This window comes from Paraburkholderia sp. NPDC080076 (genome assembly GCF_050281145.1).
Classification (GTDB): Bacteria; Pseudomonadota; Gammaproteobacteria; order Burkholderiales; family Burkholderiaceae; genus Paraburkholderia.
This window is the reverse complement of record NZ_JBNNWQ010000005.1, coordinates 1-21679: the sequence shown is the minus strand read 5'-3', so window position 1 is coordinate 21679 and position 21679 is coordinate 1. Positions and strand designations below refer to the sequence as shown.

Here is a 21679-nt window from a genome sequence, read left to right as displayed (position 1 = left end):
TGAATCGGCGCGCATGAGCCCGCATCGAGGCTGCATGCAAGAAAAGACATGCTACGGAGACAGCTATGGGAATTCGCTTGAAAAGCGTTGTGGGTGCGCTCGCCCTTTGCGCCCTCGCCAATGTCAGCTATGCGGCAGATCCGATCAAGATCGGCGTCGACGGCCCTTTCACCGGTGGCTCGTCTTCGATGGGCGTGAGCATGCGTGACGGCGTGCGCCTCGCGACCGCGGAGATCAATAAAGCCGGTGGCGTGCTGGGCCGCCAGATCGTGCTCGTGGAACGCGACGACGAAGCAAAGAACGAACGCGGCGTGCAGATCGCGCAAGAGCTGATCAACAAGGAAAAAGTCGTGGCGGTGGTCGGCTACATCAATACCGGCGTCGCGCTCGCTTCGCAGCGCTTCTTCCAGGAAGCGAAGATTCCCGTGTTCAACAACGTCGCCACAGGCAGCATCGTGACGAAGCAGTTCACCGATCAGCCGGATAACTACGTGTTCCGCAACGCCGCCGCGGATCGCATCCAGGCGCCGATGATCGTCGAAGAGGCTGTGACCAAACGCGGCTTCAAGAAGGTCGCGATTCTCGCCGACTCGACCAACTACGGTCAGCTCGGCCGCGAAGACCTCGAAAAAGCGCTCGCCGCCAAAGGCGTGAAACCCGTCGCCGTCGAGAAATTCAATATCAAGGACGTCGACATGACCGCGCAACTGCTGAAGGCCAAAGAGGCCGGCGCGGAAGCGGTACTGACGTACGGGATCGGACCGGAACTCGCGCAGATCGCCAACGGCATGGCCAAGCTCGGCTGGAAAGTGCCCCTGATCGGCAGCTGGACCCTGTCGATGGCGAACTATATCGACAACGCGAGCACCAACGGCGAAGGCGCGCGCATGCCGCAGACCTTCATTCAGGAAGCGAACACGCCGAAGCGCAAAGCCTTTATCGAAGCGTACCTGAAGGAATTCAAGCCGAAGAACAACCGCATCGACTCGCCGGTGTCCGCCGCGCAGGGCTACGACTCGGTCTATCTGCTGGCCGCCGCGATCACCCAGGCCGGCTCGACCGACGGCCCGAAAGTGCGCGCCGCGCTCGAAAACCTCAACACCAAGGTGGAAGGCGTCGTGATGGTCTACGACAAGCCGTTCACGCATGACGACCACGAAGCGATCAGCCCGAATGTGCCGGTGGTCGGCGAGGTCAAGGGCGGCCGCGTGGTCTATGCGTACGAAGCCGACAAGAAAGGCGGCAGCCAGTTGCGCAGCAAGCAGGCGAGCTCCGCGAACTGAGCGTGGAATAAGCGCGGAACAAGCGCTAAGCAAGCGCGGCGGCATGTTACGAAGCCGCACCCGCCTCGAGGCGGGCGCGGCTTCGCTTCATATCCGGTGAACTCCAAGGCGGTCGACGATGGCCATTCTTCTGCAGCTCATTTATAGCGGCATTGCGCTCGGCATGATCTACGCCGTGATCGCGTTCGGCTATCAACTCACATTCGCTACCTCGGGCACGCTGAACTTCGGCCAGGGCGACGCGCTGATGCTCGGCGCGCTGGTCGGTCTCACGCTCGTCACGCTCGGCGTCAATTACTGGCTGATGATTCCGCTCGTGTGCGTGTTCGGTCTGCTGCAGGGCGCGTTCGTCGAACGGATCGGGGTGCGGCCGGCGATCAAGATCAAATCCGAGTTCGGCTGGATCATGTCGACCATCGCACTCGGCATCATCTTCAAGAACGTCGCGGAGAATCTCTGGGGCCGCGACGATCTGCGCTTCCCCTCCCCGCTGCCGGAAGCACCGCTAAAAGTGTTCGGCGCCAATGTGCTGCCGATGGAATTGCTGGTGGTCGGCGGCGCCCTCGTGATGATGCTGGCGGTCGAGTTCTTCAACCGCAAGACGATCTTCGGCAAGGCGGTGGTGGCCACCGCGAACGACCGCGATGCCGCGGCGCTGATGGGCATCAACACCGGTCTCGTCATCACGTTTTCGTATGCGCTGTCGTCGCTGACCGCGGCCTTTGCCGGCGTGCTGATCGCGCCGCTCACGCTCACCGGCGCGACGATGGGCGCGGTACTCGGGCTCAAGGCGTTCGCGGTGGCGATCATCGGCGGGCTATCGAGCGGGCTGGGTATCGTGGTGGGCGGGGTGATTCTCGGGATTGCGGAGACCACGACCGGCTTCTACCTCTCCACCGGTTACAAGGACGTACCCGGGCTCGTCCTGCTGCTGATCGTGCTCGCGTTGAAACCTGCCGGCCTGTTCGGCAAGACGTCGATCAAGAAAGTGTGAGGACCGCCGTGAATCCGAAGAAACTCATTGTGTCCGCACTGGCGCTGATCGCGCTCGCGGTGTTTCCCGTGCTGTCTGGGAACCCGTATTACATCCACCTGCTCGAGACGATCATGATCTACGCGATCCTGCTCTTCGGTCTCGACATCGTGGTCGGCTATACGGGGCAAGTGTCGCTCGGGCATGCCGGGTTGTTCGGCGTGGGCGCTTACACGGCCGGTGTGTTGTTCTTCAAGCTCGGCATGCCGTTCATCGTCACCGCGCCGCTGGCGATTCTCATCACCGCGGGCTTCGGCGCGATTCTCGCGCTGCCGGCCTTGCGCGTGTCCGGTCCCTACCTCGCGATGGTGACGCTGGCGTTCGGCACGATCCTCCAGATTCTCATCAACGAGATGGATTTTCTGACCAACGGACCGATGGGCGTGAAGATCCCGAAACCTTCGATCGGCGGCCGGCCGATGAACGAGGTCGAGTACTACTGGCTCGTCGCGGCACTGCTGGTCGCCTCGCTGATCGTCGTGCACCGCGTGCTCAGATCGCATCTGGGCCGCGCGTTCGAGGCGCTGCGCGACAGTCCGATCGCGTCGGACTGCATGGGTGTCTCGGTGTACCGCTACAAGGTCTACGCGTTCGTGATCAGCGCGGGGTTCGCCGGCCTGGCGGGCTGCCTCTATTCGTATTCGGAGCAGTACATCTCGCCGAATACGTATAACTTCGAACTCACCATCCTGTTCCTGCTTGCGATCATCATGGGCGGCCGCAAGACCCGCACCGGCGCGCTGCTCGGCTCGGCGATCATCGTGCTGCTGCCCAAACTGCTCGACGACATCGACATGTTCCGCACCGTCGCCTCGGTGCTGGCAGCGGTCGTCGTGATCGGCGCGGGTGTCGCGCTGGCGCGCCAGGTGTCCACGCCGCGCAAGGTCGCGATTCCGGTTTTGGGCACGGTGGGTCTCGCCGCGTTTTCCTACCGGATCGACACGCTTGCCGACTGGCGGTTGACGATCTTCGGGCTGATGATTCTGCTGGTGGTGTATTACTTGCAGGACGGCGTGGTCGGTTTCGTACGCAAGATCGTGATGCATGGCCGCGTCCGCACGGTGACTGTCGACACCACGAAACCGGCCACGATCGGTGGCGATGCGATTCAGGCGGTGCAGGCGAGCGGTACGGAAGACATTCTGCAATTGCGCGGCATCCTGATGCAGTTCAGCGGACTGAAGGCGCTCAACAACGTCGATCTGACCGTGCGGCGTGGCACGATTCACGGCCTGATCGGCCCGAACGGATCGGGCAAAAGCACGATGATGAACGTACTGACCGGTATCTATGTGCCGACCGCTGGCACGCTCGACTATCGCGGCGCGTCGCTCGCGGGCAAGACCTCGGCGCAGATTGCGCTGTCCGGTATCGCGCGCACGTTCCAGAACGTGCAGTTGTTCGGTGAGATGACCGCACTCGAGAATGTGCTGGTCGGCCTGCATCACACGTTCAACGCCAATCTCGCGGATGTCGGGCTAATGTCGTCGCGCTATCGACGCGAGGAACGCGCCGCCCGCGAGCGTGCGTTCGGCATGCTGCGCTTCGTCGGTCTGGACAATGTCGCCGCCGAAGAAGCACGCAACCTGCCGTACGGCAAACAGCGGCTGCTCGAAATCGCGCGGGCGCTCGCGCTCGATCCGCAACTGCTGCTCCTCGACGAACCCGCTGCGGGACTCACTGCGCCGGATATCAAGGAACTGGTCGCGATCATTCGCAAAGTGCGCGATCACGGCATTACTGTCGTGCTGATCGAGCACCACATGGACGTGGTGATGAGCGTCTGCGACCGGGTTTCGGTGCTGGATTTCGGGCAGAAAATCGCCGAAGGCAAGCCTGCCGATATTCAGTCCAACGATAAAGTCATCGAAGCTTATCTCGGCGGCCAGCCTGCCGGCCAAGCGGCGTGAACCGACCCAACGCGCCTACAGGAACAGACATGTTATCGATTAGAAATCTGCATGCGGGCTACGGCAAGGTCAAAGTGCTGCACGGCATTTCGATCGATGTGCCGAAGGCGTCGGTTGTCACGCTGATCGGCTCGAACGGCGCGGGCAAAACGACGACGATGCGGGCGATCTCCGGCATGATCCGGCCGAGTGCCGGCGAGATTACGATGGGCATCGGCGCGAACGCGAAGCGCATCGACGCGTTGGAGTCACATCGCATCGCACGGCTCGGGCTCGCGCATTCACCGGAAGGCCGGCGCGTGTTCGCGACCATGAGCGTGACCGACAACCTGATGCTCGGCGCGTTTCCGCGCCTGACATCGGCGCGGCCGCGCGGCGACGTGAAGGCCGATCTGGAGCGCGCGATCGAGATGTTTCCGCGGCTCAAGGAGCGGCGTCACCAACTGGCGGGCACGCTTTCCGGCGGTGAGCAACAGATGCTGGCCATGGCGCGCGCGATCATGATGAACCCGGAGTTGGTCTTGCTCGACGAACCGTCGATGGGACTCGCGCCCATTCTGGTCGAAGAGGTGTTTCGCATCATCGGGAATCTGAAGAGTCAGGGCGCCACCATGTTACTGGTCGAGCAGTTCGCCGCCGCGGCGCTCAATGTGGCCGATTATGGCTATGTGCTTGAGAACGGCAAGATCGCGGCGCATGGGCCCGCGGCGGAGTTGCGCAACGATCCCTCGGTGAAGGCGGCGTACCTGGGGGCCAGTCACTGAGGTGCATCGGCTAGTTCGTGGCACGAACCGTGCAGGTTGCGCGCGCAACCTTCTCTTTCAACTCGACAAGCCAGATGAAAGACTTAGCATATTCCGTGCGAGATCGAACACTCTTCTGGCGGCCTGGCCAGCACACTTAAGCCAACGGAATTCTCGCCACAGGCGTGGCTGAAATCTGGAACATGAACGCGCAATACGTTGCGACGGCCATCCACACTCATCTCGTCGGAGACCGGCGTCTGCGCGGCGAGCCGCTTTCATCATACACATGGACGCGGCGATTGACGCATGCCCTAACCGAGCTTTGTGTGCTGTACCGAACGGAGTAGCGGCATTCGTACAGATACTCTACGTCTACACATGCTCGACCAAACACGGAGCAGGCGCGTATTTATTGAATTGATCGCCGTCGTGGGTCAATGCGGGAATGGCCAGAGGCGGCCGCCCACGTGAAACCGGTTTACCTATCGCATCCGGCTTCGGCTGCGACAATTGGAATTTTGATAACGATCAACATTTTCGTAGTGCCAACGGTGGCCGTCGAATGTACCGCAACACTGATTGGCATATCTTTCTGAGTCGGCCAAGACATCGGCATTTTACGACTTGTCCGCAAACGGACGCCGAATTGCCAAGCTATACTTTCTACTGAAATAATTAGGATTTATGTTGCCGGGGAATGCGATGCTTCGCATGCTTCTAGCGTGCGCCCCTGCTTCGTAGGAGAAGTCTTTTTATTAATTTTTATTGAGCTTTTCTTCTTAATTATCTGAAGTACTTTTTATAGCAATTACAGATTGCTATATCCCTATTTTCCTATCTCGCGTTGTCCGCCGCAATCGTCCGATGGCCCGTTTTTGTCTGATGCTGCAAATGGTTTGCCTCAACGGTTGAAATAACCGGTACGACTGCAATGCCGAAACACTGATGTACTCGTCAACGAACTTCGCACCGGGGGCAGCAATGGCTTTAGTCGGCAAGGTATCGGAATCAGTGTCAAAGGACGTCAATCCTTTCGATGCCCGCTACGAAAGTCGTGCACACGCCGATCATCCTGAATTGGGCGGCCGCGGCTTTTCAGCTTCACATGTGGATAGCACCTCGGAATTGAACCGCCCCGATGAGTCCCTTTCTGCGGACGTGTCCGCGGATACCGCTGCAGGCCCCGTGGCTCGCCGTACGTTGTCGGCGGCTAATGACTCTGACATCCCGTCGAGAAAAGGTGACTTCACGAAACGCACTTTCGACATTCTCGGCGCATCCGCCTTGCTCCTTGTGCTGCTGCCGATTTTTCTCGTCATAGCTTGCGTCGTGCTGAGCGACGGCGGGTCGGCTTTCTTTGGCCATCCGCGCGTTGGAAGAGGCGGACGATCGTTTCGCTGTCTGAAATTCCGCTCCATGGTGCCGAAGGCCGATGTCGTTCTTGCCGAGCTCCTTGCCACCGACGCCAATGCGCGCGAGGAATGGAATCGCGATTTCAAACTGAAGAACGATGTACGCATCACTACCGTCGGCCGGTTTCTGCGCAAGACAAGCCTGGATGAACTGCCACAGCTTTGGAATGTTCTTCGGGGCGACATGAGTCTCGTCGGTCCTCGCCCCATCATCACCAAGGAACTGGAACGCTATGGCTCCGACGCCCACTATTACCTGTCCGTCAGGCCCGGCGTGACAGGATTGTGGCAAGTCAGCGGACGAAATAACGTTGACTACGCAACGAGAGTCGCACTGGACGTCTCGTACGTGAAGGAACGCTCGACCCTGCTCGACATCAGCATTCTGCTGAGAACATTCAAAGTGGTCTTCGACGGAAGCGGGGCGTATTGAACATCGTGTACGCCCGGCACAGCAAAGTAATCCGTATGGAGTGCCTATGCAAATTGTTCACGTCGTCGAATCGGCTTCTACAGGCACGCTCTCCGTGGCGTGCATGATCTCGAATCGTCTCGCCAGTGAAAGTCACGAAGACTACGTTGAATTCTCACGGCGTAGCGAAACACCCGACAACTTACCTTCTCTCTCCCCTCGAACGTTCTGTCGCGGCAATTTCATATGAAGGCCGAGCGGTGAACGTTTGTGCTGGCTGACAGCGCCTTCTCGATGCTTACATCGACTGGCATACCGGAGCGATATCTGATGAAACAATTAGCGGAGCGGTCCAACGTGCACCGGGAAGAGGCCCCCGTTCAGACTGCGTTGCCAGCCGACGCTAGCTCGGCGCGAGACTCTCATTGGCGGGGTCCGTCTGCTGGGTTTGCAATCAATGGCAAGTTTGCGTCTCAACGCATAACAGGAGTGCAACGTGTCGGCTATGAACTGGCGATGGCGTTCCGGCGTCTGTTTCCTGAGGAAGCCGACCTGCCCTTGTTGATTCCCTCTAACGCACGAACTGACGTTGTCTTGCCGAAAGCAAAAATGATCGGGCGGTGGCTGAAGGGTTCTCTATGGGAGCAACTGGCACTGCCATTCGCGATTGGCGACCGAACGCTTCTCAGCCTTTGCAATATGGGCCCCTTATTTGCTCGCCGGCAGGTCGTGATGATGCACGACGTTGCGATCTACGATCTGCCGGAAAATTACTCGTGGAAGTACAAGCTCTGGTATCGCGTTGCGTTTTCTCTGCTGAAGCGCAACGCTAGTCACATCGTGACGGTGTCGGAATTCTCGAAGACACGAATCATGGAGCGCCTTGGCATCGACGCATCACGCATTTCGGTGGTCCTGAATGGCGTGGACCACTTTGAAAAGATCGCACCGGACACGGCGATTCTGTCGCGGTTGAACCTGCAGAACGATGGCTACGTACTCGCTGTCGGAAATCTCTCGGTGGGAAAGAACCTTCCACGCATAGTTGCCGCGATGGAGCGGCTGAGTGACCGCCATGACTTGAAGTTTGTTGTCGTTGGCGGATGCGATTTGCGGGTCTTCAGTTCACAGGCGAAGGTAGGGTACGACTTGTCGAAAAACATCATCCCCGCAGGATTCGTATCGGACGGCGAATTGAGAGCGCTGTACGAAAACGCAGGCTGCTTTCTGTTTCCGTCCTTATATGAGGGCTTCGGATTGCCGCCGCTTGAAGCGATGTCTTGTGGATGTCCTGTCATCGTGTCACGTGAAGCTTCGCTTCCTGAGGTATGCGGCAATGCTGCGATGTACTGTGACGCGCATTCGGTCGACGACATCGTCGACAAAGTGACGCAGATGATGGAGGACGCCGCGGTGCGCGAAACCTGGCGCGAACGCGGAAGGGAGCATGCTCGTGGCTTCCGGTGGGAACGATCTGCACATCAATTGCTCGACGTTCTCGAGCGTGAGCTCGCGGGCGGAGTGGCTCGCCCGGTTCACGCGCGATCCGCGCCTTCGCGCGTTTAGCGCGGATCGCGCAACACCTATAGCGATGCGCCGGTCCAAAGATCTGCAAGCTCGTCGCGCCTCACTGCGGCAAGACCTTTTTTACGACCTATTCGAAGGAGCTTCGCAGCATGAATACGCCCGCCTCCACGATCGATCTTGCCGCCACGCTACGAGATCACTTCGCACGCGTCGTCCTGCCGATCTGGCGCGGGCCCGGCTTCAATACCGCGATGCATCTGCCTTACGAGGCCGTCAGCGCCGACGCGGGCCACGTTCCGATGCCGGTTGAACGCTATCGCGCGATGGCGTGCGCGCGGCAGTTGTTCGTCTTCTCGCAAGCCGGCGAAGCAGCCCATGCCCATGTGCTGTTCGAAGCCCTGCTGCACTACTTCCAGGACAAGCAGCGCGGCGGCTGGTTCTACAGCGTTGATGCACAAGGAGCGCCGCTCGATACGACGAAAGATCTCTATACGCACGCGTTCCTGGTCTTCGCGTGCGCTGAATATGCCGCAAGCTTCGATAATCGCGATGCACTTGAGCTCGTCCATAGCACCTCGGCGCTAATCGAAACGCGTTTCGCCGCGCAACATGGGTTGTTCAATGCAGCGCTCGAGGCAGATTTTTCGACGGTGACCGGCACGCCGGTGCAAAACCCGTTGATGCATCTCACCGAAGCCTGGCTCGCCGCGCGCGAGGTGACCCAGGACAGTGTGTTCGATTCCGCGTTGCGCAAGCTGGCAGACGCCATCGAACGCACCTTCGTGCATGCGCCGACCGGCTGCATCGCGGAACTGCCGCTGGGTGTCGACGACAACCGTCTGGAGCCCGGCCATCAGTTCGAATGGTTCTGGCTGATCAGGCAAGCGGGCACGCTATTGGGCGGATCAGGACTCGACGACTCGCTCTCGCGCGCGTTTGAGTTTGCGCAGCAACATGGCGTGGATCCGGTCACGGGCGGCGTGTGCGCGTCGCTTGATGAAGCCGGTCGAGTAAAGGACGCCACGCAGCGGATCTGGGCGCAAAGCGAATATCTGCGCGCACTCGCCACCCGCAACGATGACGCGGCGCGTGCGGTGTTGCCCGGGCAGATCGAGCGCTTCCGCGAGCGGTTTCTGCACGCGCAAGGCTGGTTCGAATGCAAGACGGCCGCGGGCGACGTGTCGCGCGCCGACATGCCGTCGACTACGCCCTATCATCTCGCCACCGCTTACGCGGCGCTACCGGCTGAAGTTCGCGACGCTCCTCGCAGCATTGCTGCGGCGTGATTGCAGCCTGAGAAGGACAAGGTCCGCTCGATCGTTCGGCTCGCGGGACTGAACTCGTTCATTTCGGCATGCCAATCGATGTGGGCATCGAAGGAGCGGGCCACCAGCCGGCACAACGAGTCCACACCGTGTCGGCTCTCGACGTCCCGCTCACGTCTGCGCGTCAGGTGCTCACGTTACTCGGCTTTTCAGAGCGGGGTTTCGCTCGCCAAGGTAATAGGGAAATTCGCGCGAGAATATTACCTCGACGTGCGGAATGCAAGTCAAGCTGCAGTGCCTGCTGGAGTTCGGGGCGACGGACCGTCGCGGTTCCCAATTTAGCCACGACGATGCCTGCCGCGACATTGGAAAGCACGACTGCTTCGTCCAGCGGCATGCCCGCGCCGAGCGCGGCACTAAGCGTGGCAACGACAGTGTCTCCGGCCCCGGTCACATCGAACACCTCGCGCGCGCGCGTTGGCAAATGCAAAGGGGCGTGGCCGCGAGAAATTAACGTCATGCCTTTCTCGCTGCGTGTGACGAGCGCCGCTTCGAATTCAAACGCATCGCAAAGGGCCGCACCCTTCTGCTCGATCGTGGCATCACTCTCGCACCGCCCAACGACAGCCTCGAATTCGGACAGGTTGGGCGTAATGACGGTGGCGCCGCGATAACGCTCGAAATCCGTTCCTTTCGGATCGACGATGACGGGTTTTCCTGCACGGCGAGCGGCGGAGATGAGGTTCTTCGAATCGTGCAGTGACCCTTTCGCGTAGTCGGATAAGACCACCGCATCGACTTCGTGCAACTGCCGCTCAAAGCTGAAAATCAGCTCATCTCCATTGCGTTCGGGAAAATGGTCCTCAAAGTCCGCCCTGATCATCTGCTGATGGCGGGAAAGAATCCGAAGCTTGGTGATCGTCTTGCTGCCCGCGACGCGTTGGAGAACGCAATCAACCCCGCCTTCGCGCAGCAACTCTTCGATCCGATCGGCGTGCGCATCCTGCCCGGCCAAGCCGAGAAGACGAACACGAGCTCCAAGTGCTGCCGCGTTCAGCGCGACGTTTCCCGCCCCACCGACACGCGTCTCTTCAGCTTGCACATGGACGACGGGAACGGGCGCCTCCGGCGAGATCCGCGAGGTCGAACCGTGCCAATACCAATCGAGCATGACGTCGCCTACGACCATTAGTTGAGCGCAGTCGAAATCAGGAGGCGAAAGCTTCACCGGCGGGTTTCTTGTCATGGCGGCCTAAATTGATCGAATAAACTTCACTCAGAACGTCGGCGACAGAAGCGACGCTTATTTTTTCCATCACGTACTTCGCATTTCTCGGATATTCAAATCCGAGGCTCAGGAACATTCCGCCTTCTCGCTTAGACACAGCAAGGACTCCACGCTCTTTGCCGACAGGGCCCCATCGAAACGGATTGGTAGGACCATGCAGACTAATCATCGGCGTATCCAGCATTGCGGACAAATGCATGATTCCGGTGTTCACACAAACTATGCATTCCGCCCGCCTTACTATTCCGACCACTTCAGTCAGGCTCACCTTGGCTGCCACGCTTACGACCTTCTGGCTGCCGATCAGCTCAACCAATTGTTGAGCCCGTGTGGCATCTTCAGGACCGCCCGTGATGACAATGGCGTGCCCGTTATCAATCAAAACATGCGCAAGATCGCGCCAGCACTCCATGGGCCATTCGCGCATGGCGAAATTTGTTCCAGAGGCCCACGGGTGAAAAACAACATATTTATCGTCAATGACGAACGGCAAATTGGAAGGACGAATAGCCTTGGTGATTTTCGGATGTTCCGTCGACTCGATGCCTAGGGGGCGCAATAGCCTTCTGAAATTATCGAGCTCATGAAGGCCTTCGCAATGCTCAACGCTGGCATCATAAGCATAATGGCGGAATTGATTCCTGGTCTTAAAACCAATCGTAAACTTCGTCTTCGTGAAAGCTGCCAATATGGCCGAAATCCTTGGCCATTGCGAAGTGTCGATTAAGACATCGACCTCGTATTTCTTTATTTCCTTGAGCGCGTTCAACGGGCTGGTCAAAGGGACTACGACAACTTCGTCGAGCCCGTCGAACAGATCATAGATACGCGCGTTGCTTCGTGATGCAAATACCACTATTCTGGAAATCTTTTTGACTTTCCTCAACTCAGAAATAATTATCGACGACAAGATCGAGTCGCCAATCGCAGCGAAGGCAAAAATGCCTGCTGTCGTGCACTCAGCCGGCAGGCGTCGTTTTTTGCGAAGCGCCCCTAATATGTACAAGAAAGCGCCGCCGATAATAAGGTCGACGCGCTTGAGAAGGTTCTGTCCGCGCTCATTTTTCATTTCAGGTCCAGCAACATCGAGTTGAACGTCGAGCTAGAACCCGAGCGGCTGCATACCTTCGCCGGCCGGGGTGCGATAGGCGTGACGACCGTGCGCCCGGGCGAATGGTCTTGGCATGCCCCCGTGCGCTTGTCACCACAGGTCTTCACGTTGTCGTACTGTTCGAGCAATGTCGCCAATTCCGCCTCGGTCGTCTGGGGGGATGATCTGACAGGCACCGCGCTGGATCAGGTCATCCAGGCTACCCAACGTCGCCGCTGTACCGTTGTTCGCTGATCCCGTCAATTTGTGCCTTGACGGTGGATTCCCGTTAGCTGGTCGTGACTCTCGACAGGCACCGTGCTCGGCTTACCGCCGCTGCCATTCGACCGCCCCGCGTCAGGCCATACACCGGGTCCGACGATACCTTTGAGGGCTCACACTCCGAAGCAGAAGATCACAGCAGTCGGCGGCATCGAGCGCCGAAAGTCTGCAATGGCCGATGATGCAACTGCATGATCCGTGCTGGAACGCGCGCTGTCTGTGCGGCGCCGAACGTTCGAATGCCCGAGTGCATGTGGGGCACCCATTGCGGAAAGCTTTTGCCGCAGAACGACCGGCACAGGAAGGTCGATCGATATACTAAGTACTACTTCCATATCCAGTCCGTAGAATTGTTCCGTGACGGACACTCGGTCTGCGCGAAGCCGCCTATCTGTTTCTCCGCGCTTATGCGAATCACTGCGACACCGCCTCACGAGGATTCAGGCATGGCGACACGACTTGAACCCCGCATCGTGCAGGGGCGCCGCCTAGTCGGGAAACGCCACTTCAGTAATTTATGCAGGCTTTCGTGGTTCATATCGGGCGAAACTTCATACCACCTATTAATGCAACTGTAATCAATCCTGCCACACCACTATTTGCGAAACAAATAGTTTGCCCGCCTGTCGGCTATCCACCTACCTAAACTGAATCGGCGCCGCGCAACGTGCGCTAAACCACAGACTCCGACGTGGCAAAGGAGGTATTCCTATCACATTTGCGCAAAGTCGCGATGGACGCGGCGAAGCTTGTCGCTCCATCGAGAAGCTTGCTACCCGGATCTTGGAGATGGTGCCTTTGAACACGCATATTCTCAGTTTTGGATCGTCTCGCGCAGACAACGAAGCGGGTAACTTTTCGTTGCGCGACATGCTTCATCTATTGCGAGACTCTGTCTGGACACTGCTGGCATTTATCGCCTTTGCGACGTTCGCAGCTTCTCCTATTTTCTTGCGGCGCCTACCCGGCCGTCAGAGCTTTTGGTCATGCACGACTTCAGGAAAGTCGCTGCTCAACTGACCGAGCAGTTCGATCTCGTACCAGTCGACGCTCCGCCTTGCCTGATCTACAAGCAGGCCGCGCAGTCCACACGCGCCATCTGTTAGACAGACGAAGTGTCACGCTACAGAACAATCTCCAGTTGAGATCCACAGCAAGGGACTTCACGCAACTTGCTTATTGAAACACCTGGCGAGTTCGCCGGAACGCGGGGCCTTGAAGCCGGGCAGCTTCGAGATCCAAATATGTGTCGCAGCGAGAACCATTGATTCTCGATCATGTTGAGGTGAACTATTCATGAGCCGATCTACGCCGCAAATTGGAATCGAGGTAAACGAGAATCGTATTCCCTTTAATACGCCCGCTATGACGGGTAATGAACTGAAGTACGTCGCAGAAGCTCACTTCAGTAAAAAGCTCGCTGGCGACGGCTCCTTCACAGGACGTTGCAACGAGTGGCTGCAGGAAAGAAGCGGTGCCGGCAAGGCATTGCTGACTCACTCCTGCACAGCCGCGCTTGAGATGGCGGTTCTGTTGCTGGACATCCAACCCGGCGACGAAATCATCATGCCGTCGTACACGTTCGTCTCGACGGCGAACGCATTCGTCCTGCGCGGTGGCGTGCCTGTCTTCGTGGATGTCCGCGAAGACACTATGAATCTCGACGAGCGATTGATCGAAGCGGCGATCACGCCGCGAACTCGAGCGATCGTCCCGGTGCATTACGCCGGCGTGGCTTGCGAAATGGACACGATCGTATCCATCGCTCAACGCCACGGACTCAAAGTCGTCGAAGACGCGGCGCAGGCCGTCATGGCAACCTATAAGGGCCGTGGCCTCGGCTCCATTGGCCACCTCGGAGCCTACAGTTTTCACGAAACAAAAAATATCATCTCGGGCGAAGGTGGCGCGTTGCTCGTGAACGATCCCGCCCTCACGAGGCGCGCGGAAATAATCCGTGAGAAGGGCACTGATCGAAGCCGCTATCTCCGCGGAGAAGTCGACAAATACACCTGGCAGGAAGTCGGCTCTTCATTCTTGCCAAGTGAGTTGATCGCTGCCTATCTATGGGCTCAACTGGAAAGTGCTGAAAAGATTACTCAGGCGCGCCTCGCGCACTGGGAGCGATATCATGCGCTTCTCGAGCCGTTCGAGCGCCGAGGCGCGCTCCGTCGTCCGATCGTGCCGAAAGAGTGCCAGCACAATGGGCATATGTATTACGTTCTGGTTGAAGACGAACACGTGCGCCAGCGTCTACTCGATGAATATAGAAGGCAGGAAATAGGTTCGGTATTTCACTATGTTCCGCTTCATTCATCGCCTGGCGGGCAACGGTACGGCAAAGCTGGCGGCCCATTGGACGTTACCATCGACCAGTCAAAACGCCTGATTCGCCTTCCCCTCTGGGCCGGCTTGACCGAAACGCAACAAATGCGCGTGGTCGACATTTTCAGCGCGCTAGTGAAATAGGGCTGACCCACGCTGGACGTGCTTGTGCGAATCGCATCCGGGCGTTGACGAGAGGTCGTCGGCAGCGGTCCGGATGTGCTCACGCACCGGAAGGTGCGGGGGGTGATGATGTTGCCGACCTCCGTCCCGGAGTTCTCCTATCTCGCGCGGTAGACTTTCGCCGCCATCGCTTATGCCGGGGTGCACGCCGGGAAATTGGCAACACGCTGGAGTAACGAAGCGCTGCCACGCAGTCTCTCAGTCAATGATCGGCGACTGACAATGAGAAGCCGGCTCTAAGTCCTTTGAACACGCTCGACCTGGCCGCTGGCGAAAACTTCACGCATTTGACCGTCAACGTGACGACCGCATAGGCAATCGCAATTGCACGGTGTGCAGGTGCGAGGTGCTTGCGGCTGAAATAAACGCGATTGCGCGCCGTATAGAACAGGCTGAACGGACTTTCATTGCCGCCGGTAGACACCGCCACCTTGTGACCGACGCTCGATGTCGGCACGTATAGCAGGCGGATATTGGCACTCTTCATGCGCCAGACGAAGTCGCTGTCGTCGTAATAGACGAAGTACTTTTCGTCCATCATTCCGACTGTCTGAAAGATGCTTTTGTGCAGCAACATGAAGCAGGTCGGCGCGTATTCTGTAAACATTTCTTCGTCGAACTGCCCGCGATCTTCCTTCCGATCGCCCACGTGCGGCGTGGTGGCGGTAAGCGGCGAGAATCTTCCGCCCGCACACCATATCCGATTGGTGCCGTGATAGGTGATCTTGGGCACCGAGGCCAACGCACCCGCCTCCTCGGTGTGCCGCACAAGTCCCGCGATCACGTCGGGATCCGGGAAGTCGGTGTCGTTATTGGCCAGCAGAACGTATTCGCATCCGTCTGCAAGCGCCATCTCTATACCCTGATTGTTGCCGCGAGCGACGCCGACATTGTCGTTATTGAACACGATATCCGCGTGAATATTGTTGAGAGCCGCAAGCTCGCGCGATATCGCACACCCCGTATCCTTCTCGCTGTTGTCGATCACGTACAGCTTGAAGTTCGCATCGCGCTGGGCCGCGAGACTCTTGAAAAAATCAGAAAGCACGGAATCGGAGCGATACAGCACGGTGACAATCCCGATCAGCGGCGAACCATATCTCGTTGACATATCGCGTCCTTCAAATGAGTTGCGGAGGCGGCCGTCGCTGCGCCTCCGTCATAGCGTGAGGGCGTCACCGATGTGTCATGCGGCGCGTTCACAGCCCTTGTATAGACCCTTCTCCCGCATCTCGGCGATGCTCTTCTCGTAGGTATCGGCCATCACCTCCTGCTGGTCGACCCACCGGGCAAACCGTGCGATGCCTTCGCTGAACGACACCTTGGGCTCGAATCCGAGCATGTCCCTTGCCTTGGTCAAATCGGCGTAGACATGGCGTACATCGCCCAGGCGGAATGCGCCCGTCACGGTGACGCTGACATCGCTGGCATACACCTCGCACAAAGTTTTGGCGACGTCCATGACCGAAGTGCGCACGCCCGAACCGATGCCGAACACGTTGTCCGCCGCGTTCGCGTTCGTGAGCGCTGCGTAGGTCGCATCCACCACGTCATCGATGTAGACGAAGTCACGGCTTTCCAGACCATCTTCGAAAATATTGATCGGATTGCCGTTTTTGATGCGCGTCGAAAAGATCGAGAGAATGCCCGTGTAGGGGTTCGATAACGACTGCCCCGGACCGTAGACATTCTGATAACGCAACGCCGATGCATCGATGCCGATAGAACGGCAAGTCGTCATCACCATCTGTTCCTGAGTCTGCTTGGTAATGCCATAAAGCGAGGTCGGATGGATTTTCGATTCCTCGTCGGTGGGCACGCATTCCATCGCTTTGCCGCTTACCGGACAGAGATGCTCGAACTGGCCCTCAAGCATGTCTTTTTCCTTCCGCGGACCAGGATACAGAATGCCGGCGGCCGGGGAACGATACTTGCCTTCGCCGTAAATCGCGCGAGACGAAGCAACGACCACTTTGCGCACGGAATTGCGGCTATTTTTCACCAGTATGTCGAGAATTAGCGCTGTGCCATGCACGTTCACGTCGACATAGCGATCGACCTCGTACATCGATTGGCCCGTACCCGTCTCGGCCGCAAGATGAACGATCGCGTCCTGCCCCTGCATGACACGTTCGAGCATGGCTCGATCAGTCACTGACCCCTTCACGAAGTGCACGCTTTCCGGCAACGATGCGAAGATCGCAGACGTGACGCTGGGATTCTCTCCGTGAATCTGCGGGGAGAGGTTATCGAGGACCGTGACTTCCGCATTGTTGGCGCAGAGCTTGCGCGCCAGACTCGAGCCGATAAAGCCGGCGCCACCCGTAATCAGGACTTTCATTGTTTCTCCCTCTCCCAACATCTGGTTTCGAAGTTGTAGCGCTTGATGATTTGCGCCGGATTACCTGCGACCACGCAATAGTCGGGAACGTCGCGGGTCACTACCGAATGCGCGCCGACCACGACGTGGCGGCCAATTTTCACGTTGGGCAGAATGACTGCGCTAAATCCAATAAAAGCGCCCTGCCCGATCACCACATAATTACCTCGCGTGCGAATACGCTCGCCAATGCGAGTGGTGTCGTTGACGTTCTCATACGGATGCTCGACATCGACAATGGCAACGTTGCCGGTAATGGTCGCGCCGTCGCCGATCTCGATTGAAGAGCCGCATACGATGTGAACGTTCTGCTCGATATTGACCCGGCTTCCGATCGTGAGCCGCGGCGGCGCAGCAGAATCCGTCACGACGAGTTCGATGCGCGCACCAGGCCGAATCAGTACACGCTCGCCAATCGACGCGTAATGCACGTTGACGAGTAGCATGGGACGAAAGATCGTCGTTTTCGCGCCGACCGACTTGAACACATGCGCGTACCACAGGCGCGTCTTGAGTCGGTACCAAGCGAGAAGCGCGCGGTTACACAGATCGAGAAGCCTCAATCTCTTAGTGGCAGGACGCTCGTTCTCCTGTACGGTGGTACTCATGCGTGGGCCCGCTGTCGTCTGGTCACTTGCTTGAGCCGCGTATAGACAGCGCGTGACAGACGTGGCCACCGGCGCGTCGAGTACAAAACCAGCTGTTTCGTGCTGATTCTTGCCGCGCGCCAGCTCGACTCGATGCAGTCCTCGAAGTTATCCTCGTGTCCATGCTCCAGATAGAAGATGGCCGAGGTCAGATAGAACTTTGCGCGCCCCCGGTTGACTGTGTCGCTCGCCATGCCGAGATCGGCCGCGATCTGGCAGGTCTGGATCATGTCGGCCATGTATTCCCTATGACGCTCGGGATTGTTGATTCGTGTCGAGGTCATGCCGGTCCGGTTGACACGGTAAAGGCCCCACTCTTCGTCCAGGTAGCAGCCTTGCCAGCCGAACACCACCTGGAGCAGGTGGGCCACATCACAGACTGATTTCAGACCTACGTCAACGGGGCTGCGATGACGCAGATGGGCCCGATACATCTCCGAGCTATGAAAAAAGTACGGTCCGTTCTTGATGAGGAATTCGGCGTCGAACGTTGCGGGCTTATTTTGGGGTAGTGGATACGGCACAGACTCCAACGTATCCTGATCCACCGTGCGCATCCTATGGACCACGAGACCGCATTCAGGATGCTCTCTTAAGAAATCGAGTTGGCGCTGCAGCTTGCCAGGAAGCATGACATCGTCGCCGTCGATGTTCGCGATGTATTCGCCCTTCGCCATCGCGACGGTATCGGCGAAGTTCGCCGCGAAGCCGACGTTGGCGTCGTGCGAAATGACCTTGATCACATCCGGATAGCGCGATCGAAACGACTCGATGACGTCGAGGGAGTTGTCTGGCGAATTATCATCGCCCACGATCACCTCGAATGGCACATCGAGCTTCTGGTCGAGTACGCTTTGGAGGCACGGACCGACATACTCGCCTTGCCGGTAGCAGAGCACGATGACCGATAGTACGGGCGTGGCTTGCTCCTGGACCGGAGGGTAAAGGTTAGTATCCATGCTGTTGTCTCAGTTGAGGACCAGCCGCCCGGCCAGGTGGCGAGCCTTTCGTTGAATAATCGGCGAGACCGCGATGGTCAATGCGGCCATAGCGAGCCACGCTCCTGATAGAACAAAGAACAGACCAATACGCGAACAGCTTGTGAGATCCGCGAAACTCAACAACAGTCCGACGGGGGTGAGCGCAGCGATACGCGCAGCGAGGCCGCGATACCAACTGGCGTTGATACCGGGGATAAACTTTCGATGTACGATCGCAACCCAGCCGAACAGGAGCAGAAAGTTCATTCCCGCCCACGCATAGGCAGCGCCGACCGCACCGAGATGAATGCCGCCAAATAGGACCGCGGGCGCATAGAGGACAAGAAAGCCGATATTGCCTTTCAGATGCAGAGACAGGTCCCCTTTCGCGTACTGCACGATAAACGCCAGCGAAGCGATCGCTGAAAATGCGTTTCCTGCCGCATAGCATTGCATCGTTCGCAAGGCGTCGGGACTCAACGGTGCGCTTGCGGACCAGAATCGAAGCACGGCCTCGGGCGCACAGATGAACACTGCTGCAACCGGGATCACGGCCAATGACGTCAGTTCAGTGGCCAGTGCATACATCTGGCGAATTCGTTCCCCGCCGCCGAAGCTTTCTGTAGTCAGCCGTGGAATGAACGCCTGTTGAATCGGATTGGCCAACAACAAGATTCCGCTCGCCAACAGAGTCGCCAGGCTGAACACCGCAAAATCCGCCAGTGGCAAAATTTTCGAAAGGGCGATCTTGTCGATCTGTGTGGTGCAGGCCCAGATCACCGTCGCCAATGCAATCGACAGCGACAGCTTCGCGCGCGACGACAGTACCTTCCATGAAAAACGCGTCGACAGAAACGGTATGTCGATCGTACGGCCGAGCAGTGTTCGCATCGCGGCCGCTTCTACGACAATCGCCAAAAGTTGCCAAACAAAGAAGAACTCGATACGCGGCCAGATCATGATGATCGGCACAACGAGCACAGTGCGTATCACGGCAAAGGTGATGACAATTCCGTTGAGTGCAACCTGTCGATCGATGCCGACCACACCCCCACGGTATAGCGCACCGAGCCACCGCCCGATGGCAGTCAGCATCATCAACACAAATGCCGTACGAATCACGCTCGGAGGCAGTGTGGACGCGTTCAACCATCGTTCGGCGAAATAAGGCGCGATGAAGATCGACAAGACGAACAGGATGGCGCTGGTGCCGAGAATCAGCTTTTCCAGTGATTCCAGCAACAACCCGACTTCAGCTTTCGAACCGGTACCGGCCCGCAGGCTGCCGAGCTCCCGGCACAACGTGGGCGAAAGCCCGAAGTCGAGAACGAGTACCCATGCGAGAACCACCGCGTTGATCGCAATCAGTCCATAAGCTTCGACCCCGAGATGACGCACGTATATCGGGACCATGACGATGCCGAGCAACGCGGTCACCATCTGTCCAACGAAATTTGCGAGCAGGGTTCGTCTCAACATCGCGGTCTGCCAGTAAATTAGGTAAGGGCTGAAGGTACCGCCAGAGTCGCCGCGAATTCTGAATCGACATCGTTAATATCAACTCATCGCGAACGTGTCTTAGGGCGAGCGCTTGATCTGCCAAACGACCGAAAGATGCCACCTCCATTCCGGCCGGTCGATGCCGGAATGACAATTCGCGCTGACCACAACGCGTTTCGACGATAGGGAAAAATGACTACTTGTGAAACTTGATGTATTACGAAAGTATTTGATGCGGTCTCACGGCGTATTTTGGCTGTCGGCAAACGCCCCTCGACTGCGTGAACAGACGCGCATATGAACACTTATGCGCAAGCCAACTTACGATGCGCATCACTGCGGTCTACGCCTTGAAGCGTACCTGTGCAGCTTCAATTTAAATGTGCGGCGGCGCACGTTCAGCAAGTTGCGGATGAGCTATCGCATGGAAGTCGGAAGCAGCTTCGCTCCATTCGAACATGACGGGGTCAACGGCTTGGCCACGCCACCTGATCCTTCGGAAGATTGAGCAGATACTGGCCATACGCATTCTTGGCGAGCGGTTTAGCGAGTTGGAGCAATTTCTCCTCGTCGATCCAATGTCGGCGGAATGCAATCTCTTCCGGACACGCCACGACCAAACCCTGACGCTTTTGCAGCGTTTCGATAAACGTAGCCGCCTGGATCAGTGAATCATGCGTGCCTGTGTCGAGCCACGCGTAGCCACGGCCCATGATTTCCACTTCGAGCGCATTGCGCCGCAGATAGCACGAGTTGACGTCCGTGATCTCGAGTTCGCCACGTGGCGACGGTCTGATGTCCGCAGCGATGTGGCAGACCTGGTTGTCGTAGAAGTACAGACCCGTGACGGCGTAGTTCGAACGCGGCTTTTCGGGCTTCTCCTCGATGGAGAGCGCGTGAAAACTCTTATCGAACTCGACTACGCCGTAACGTTCCGGGTCATGCACGTGATACGCGAACACGGTCGCGCCGCTGTCACGCACATTTGCGCGCTCGAGCTGCGCGGCGAGATCGTGGCCGTAGAAAATGTTGTCGCCAAGAATCAGCGCCGACGGATCGTTGCCCACAAAGTCCCGGCCGATGATGAACGCCTGCGCGAGCCCATCCGGCGACGGCTGAACCGCGTACTGGATGTTCATGCCCCACTGGCTGCCGTCGCCCAGCATCGCTTCGAAGCGCGGCGTGTCCTGCGGCGTCGAAATGATCAGCACGTCGCGAATGCCCGCCACCATCAGCGTGGAGAGCGGATAGTAGATCATCGGCTTGTCGTACACGGGCAGCAACTGCTTGGAGACCACATGCGTGATCGGATACAGGCGTGTGCCCGAGCCGCCCGCGAGAATAATGCCTTTGCGCGCCATTGCCGTGCCTTTACGCGCGCTGCGCGTAGTTGGTCTCAACCCACTTGCGATAGTC

At 58.2% G+C, this 21679-nt stretch carries 16 protein-coding genes; 8 read left to right on the top strand and 8 right to left on the bottom strand.

Annotated features, from left to right (window positions below; all coding sequences use genetic code 11):
- Positions 1-65 precede the first annotated feature (65 nt).
- The 7 genes from ACQKRQ_RS21665 (at position 66) to ACQKRQ_RS21635 (ending at position 9609) form a co-directional block, all read left to right on the top strand.
- Positions 66-1283 (top strand): ABC transporter substrate-binding protein, encoded by a 1218-nt coding sequence (locus ACQKRQ_RS21665; RefSeq protein WP_342960084.1) that lies wholly within the window; start codon positions 66-68, stop codon positions 1281-1283.
- Positions 1284-1401: 118 nt separating this feature from the next.
- On the top strand, positions 1402-2277 hold the full coding sequence (locus tag ACQKRQ_RS21660; RefSeq protein WP_132375813.1) for a branched-chain amino acid ABC transporter permease: 876 nt from the start codon (positions 1402-1404) through the stop codon (positions 2275-2277).
- 8 nt (positions 2278-2285) lie between these two features.
- Positions 2286-4226, top strand: coding sequence for an ABC transporter permease subunit (locus ACQKRQ_RS21655; protein ID WP_427479306.1), 1941 nt, complete (start codon positions 2286-2288; stop codon positions 4224-4226).
- Positions 4227-4255: 29 nt separating this feature from the next.
- Positions 4256-4990: an ABC transporter ATP-binding protein gene (locus tag ACQKRQ_RS21650; protein ID WP_427479304.1), complete on the top strand. Its 735-nt coding sequence runs from the start codon at positions 4256-4258 to the stop codon at positions 4988-4990.
- Between the two features lie 963 nt (positions 4991-5953).
- Positions 5954-6817 carry a sugar transferase gene (locus ACQKRQ_RS21645; RefSeq protein WP_427479792.1) on the top strand — a complete coding sequence of 288 codons (864 nt, stop codon included), beginning with the start codon at positions 5954-5956 and terminating at the stop codon, positions 6815-6817.
- Between the two features lie 309 nt (positions 6818-7126).
- Complete coding sequence (locus ACQKRQ_RS21640) at positions 7127-8362, top strand: glycosyltransferase family 4 protein (RefSeq protein WP_427479302.1); 1236 nt, start codon at positions 7127-7129, stop codon at positions 8360-8362.
- Positions 8363-8472: 110 nt separating this feature from the next.
- Positions 8473-9609, top strand: coding sequence for an AGE family epimerase/isomerase (locus ACQKRQ_RS21635; RefSeq protein ID WP_427479300.1), 1137 nt, complete (start codon positions 8473-8475; stop codon positions 9607-9609).
- Between the two features lie 163 nt (positions 9610-9772).
- Here the strand turns inward: ACQKRQ_RS21635 and rfaE1 are convergent, their stop codons facing one another.
- A complete protein-coding gene (gene rfaE1, locus ACQKRQ_RS21630) occupies positions 9773-10834 on the bottom strand; it encodes a D-glycero-beta-D-manno-heptose-7-phosphate kinase (RefSeq protein WP_116142685.1) in 1062 nt (353 codons plus the stop codon).
- Positions 10797-11945, bottom strand: a complete 1149-nt coding sequence (locus ACQKRQ_RS21625) for a glycosyltransferase family 9 protein (protein WP_427479297.1) — start codon at positions 11943-11945, stop codon at positions 10797-10799. Before ACQKRQ_RS21625 ends, rfaE1 begins: the two co-directional genes overlap by 38 nt.
- Positions 11946-13544: 1599 nt before the next feature.
- On the opposite strand from ACQKRQ_RS21625, the gene rffA reads away from it, so the two are divergent.
- Complete coding sequence (gene rffA / locus ACQKRQ_RS21620; protein WP_342960091.1) at positions 13545-14717, top strand: dTDP-4-amino-4,6-dideoxygalactose transaminase; 1173 nt, start codon at positions 13545-13547, stop codon at positions 14715-14717.
- Positions 14718-14958: 241 nt separating this feature from the next.
- Here the strand turns inward: rffA and ACQKRQ_RS21615 are convergent, their stop codons facing one another.
- The 6 genes from ACQKRQ_RS21615 to rfbA form a co-directional block, all read right to left on the bottom strand.
- Positions 14959-15867: a glycosyltransferase family 2 protein gene (locus tag ACQKRQ_RS21615; protein ID WP_427479295.1), complete on the bottom strand. Its 909-nt coding sequence runs from the start codon at positions 15865-15867 to the stop codon at positions 14959-14961.
- 75 nt (positions 15868-15942) lie between these two features.
- Positions 15943-17097, bottom strand: a complete 1155-nt coding sequence (locus tag ACQKRQ_RS21610; RefSeq protein WP_427479293.1) for an NAD-dependent epimerase/dehydratase family protein — start codon at positions 17095-17097, stop codon at positions 15943-15945.
- On the bottom strand, positions 17094-17744 hold the full coding sequence (locus ACQKRQ_RS21605) for an acyltransferase (protein WP_132375822.1): 651 nt from the start codon (positions 17742-17744) through the stop codon (positions 17094-17096). Before ACQKRQ_RS21605 ends, ACQKRQ_RS21610 begins: the two co-directional genes overlap by 4 nt.
- The gene (locus ACQKRQ_RS21600) at positions 17741-18742 is read right to left on the bottom strand and encodes a glycosyltransferase family 2 protein (RefSeq protein WP_427479291.1); all 1002 of its coding nucleotides are present in this window, start codon (positions 18740-18742) and stop codon (positions 17741-17743) included. The genes ACQKRQ_RS21605 and ACQKRQ_RS21600 overlap by 4 nt, the downstream gene beginning before the upstream one ends.
- Positions 18743-18751: 9 nt before the next feature.
- The gene (locus ACQKRQ_RS21595) at positions 18752-20242 is read right to left on the bottom strand and encodes a lipopolysaccharide biosynthesis protein (protein WP_342960092.1); all 1491 of its coding nucleotides are present in this window, start codon (positions 20240-20242) and stop codon (positions 18752-18754) included.
- Positions 20243-20730: 488 nt separating this feature from the next.
- Entirely contained in the window at positions 20731-21624 is an 894-nt protein-coding gene (gene rfbA / locus ACQKRQ_RS21590) for a glucose-1-phosphate thymidylyltransferase RfbA (RefSeq protein WP_427479790.1), read from the bottom strand.
- Positions 21625-21679: the final 55 nt, after the last annotated feature.

Excerpts from the sequence above, each read along its gene's own strand:
- ACQKRQ_RS21665 (WP_342960084.1), top strand. The coding sequence starts at position 66 with ATGGGAATTCGCTTGAAAAGCGTTGTGGGTGCGCTCGCCCTTTGCGCC.
- ACQKRQ_RS21660 (WP_132375813.1), top strand. The coding sequence starts at position 1,402 with ATGGCCATTCTTCTGCAGCTCATTTATAGCGGCATTGCGCTCGGCATG.
- ACQKRQ_RS21650 (WP_427479304.1), top strand. The coding sequence starts at position 4,256 with ATGTTATCGATTAGAAATCTGCATGCGGGCTACGGCAAGGTCAAAGTG.
- ACQKRQ_RS21645 (WP_427479792.1), top strand. The coding sequence starts at position 5,954 with ATGGCTTTAGTCGGCAAGGTATCGGAATCAGTGTCAAAGGACGTCAAT.
- ACQKRQ_RS21640 (WP_427479302.1), top strand. The coding sequence starts at position 7,127 with ATGAAACAATTAGCGGAGCGGTCCAACGTGCACCGGGAAGAGGCCCCC.
- ACQKRQ_RS21635 (WP_427479300.1), top strand. The coding sequence starts at position 8,473 with ATGAATACGCCCGCCTCCACGATCGATCTTGCCGCCACGCTACGAGAT.
- rfaE1 (WP_116142685.1), bottom strand. The coding sequence starts at position 10,834 with ATGACAAGAAACCCGCCGGTGAAGCTTTCGCCTCCTGATTTCGACTGC.
- ACQKRQ_RS21625 (WP_427479297.1), bottom strand. The coding sequence starts at position 11,945 with ATGAAAAATGAGCGCGGACAGAACCTTCTCAAGCGCGTCGACCTTATT.
- rffA (WP_342960091.1), top strand. The coding sequence starts at position 13,545 with ATGAGCCGATCTACGCCGCAAATTGGAATCGAGGTAAACGAGAATCGT.
- ACQKRQ_RS21615 (WP_427479295.1), bottom strand. The coding sequence starts at position 15,867 with ATGTCAACGAGATATGGTTCGCCGCTGATCGGGATTGTCACCGTGCTG.
- ACQKRQ_RS21610 (WP_427479293.1), bottom strand. The coding sequence starts at position 17,097 with ATGAAAGTCCTGATTACGGGTGGCGCCGGCTTTATCGGCTCGAGTCTG.
- ACQKRQ_RS21605 (WP_132375822.1), bottom strand. The coding sequence starts at position 17,744 with ATGAGTACCACCGTACAGGAGAACGAGCGTCCTGCCACTAAGAGATTG.
- ACQKRQ_RS21600 (WP_427479291.1), bottom strand. The coding sequence starts at position 18,742 with ATGGATACTAACCTTTACCCTCCGGTCCAGGAGCAAGCCACGCCCGTA.
- ACQKRQ_RS21595 (WP_342960092.1), bottom strand. The coding sequence starts at position 20,242 with ATGTTGAGACGAACCCTGCTCGCAAATTTCGTTGGACAGATGGTGACC.
- rfbA (WP_427479790.1), bottom strand. The coding sequence starts at position 21,624 with ATGGCGCGCAAAGGCATTATTCTCGCGGGCGGCTCGGGCACACGCCTG.